General features: G+C 66.7%; 1 protein-coding gene. It reads right to left on the bottom strand.

Annotation, left to right across the window (positions count from 1 at the left end):
* Nucleotides 1-56: 56 nt before the first annotated feature.
* The coding region (locus ELR45_RS31425) for an FIVAR domain-containing protein (protein ID WP_205857642.1) at nt 57-1,375 on the bottom strand (1,319 nt) is incomplete at its 5' end.

Genomic DNA, 1,375 nt, shown 5'->3' with positions numbered 1-1,375 from the left:
CAGATACGAGTTCGGGGTGCTATAGCGCCTCGAACTCGTATCTGATCAAAAGGCCGTCACCTCAGCTGGTCGATCGCGGCCAGCAGATCCTCGGAGGCGGCGTCGATCTCATCCTGGGTCGCCGCCGAGTCGGCGAGGACGGACTCGCCGTGCTCCACCGCCGCGTCGAGCACGGCCAGGCTGTCCTCCGTGTACTGGCTCCGGTCGATCGCGGCCGCCTCGTCGACCAGCGCAGTCAGCATCGTCGTGTCGTCGACCTGGGTCAGGAACTCCACCTCGGCGAGGTTGCAGCGACCGTTGTGGCCGTCGAAGATCCGCAGCCGCTCGTACGCGTCGGTGCGTTCCTCCAGGTCGAACTGGTACCAGCGAGCCTCGCCGACCCCGTTGACCGTCAGCAGGTCATCCCAGGTCTCGCCGTCGTCGTTGGAACCTTGGAAGATCGCTCCGTTGGCCCGGGAGATATGGCTCTCGCGGGGGTAGACGCGGACCGCGTCGATCGCCACGGCACGCTCCGCACCCGGCTCGATGTCGATCCAGCTCACCGACTCCAACGTGTCCGGGAAGGTTCCGGTGTCGTCGTCGAAAGCACGCCAGCCGTTCTCCTGCTTGGTTCCCTCTCCGGGCCAGATGATGGTCGACGCCTCCACCATCGACGGCTCGAGCTCCACTTCCTGCAGCAGCGTGTCCACCGAGACCAGCGCGTCGACGGCGTCGTAGATTGCGTCGATCAGTGCCGCCTCGTCGTGTTCCGGCTTGTCCAGCTGAGCCTTGACCTCGTCGAGAACCTTCGTGAGCTGGTAGTGGCTGCCCTTGGTGTAGTCCTCCGGTGGCAGGCTCTCGGCGTGGGCGATGACGTCCGCGATCGGCTCGCCACCGGTTGTCACCTCGGCGGCGTCCAGTTCGGCGCCGTCCGCTCCGATCGCGACGACGCGGTAGTGCCGCGCACCGGAGCGCAAGCTCTCGCCGTCGTAGGAGAAGGTCAGCTCGTCATCGAGCATCTGCTCCCACTCGTCGCCGTCGTCGGAGGAGTAGACGTCGAACCGCACCGCCTGGTTCGGCTTGTTCCAGCGCAGCGTCACCTGGTCACGTTCCCGTTCGACGTACGGCGCCAGCGCGCCCGCCCGATGCTCCTCGACGACGACGCCAGTGAACGACCCGGCCTTGTCCGCCACGACACCGGTGTGCACCACATCCGGCATCGGGGTGAACAGCTCGGCCGCGTGCTCCCAGTCCGAGCCGTCGGCGGAGACATACGCATGCACGATGTGCGAGTCGGTGTCCCGGTCCAGCTTGACGTGCGGGTACTCGTCGACGTGGTAGCCCTCGAGCTCGACGGTGAGCGGGCTGCGCTGCTCGTCTTCCCAGTCGTGGAAGC

The organism is Phytoactinopolyspora endophytica (genome assembly GCF_004138495.1).
Classification (GTDB): Bacteria; Actinomycetota; Actinomycetes; order Jiangellales; family Jiangellaceae; genus Phytoactinopolyspora; species Phytoactinopolyspora endophytica.
Note: the sequence above shows the minus strand (reverse complement) of the source record. Positions and strands in the feature narration are given on the sequence as shown.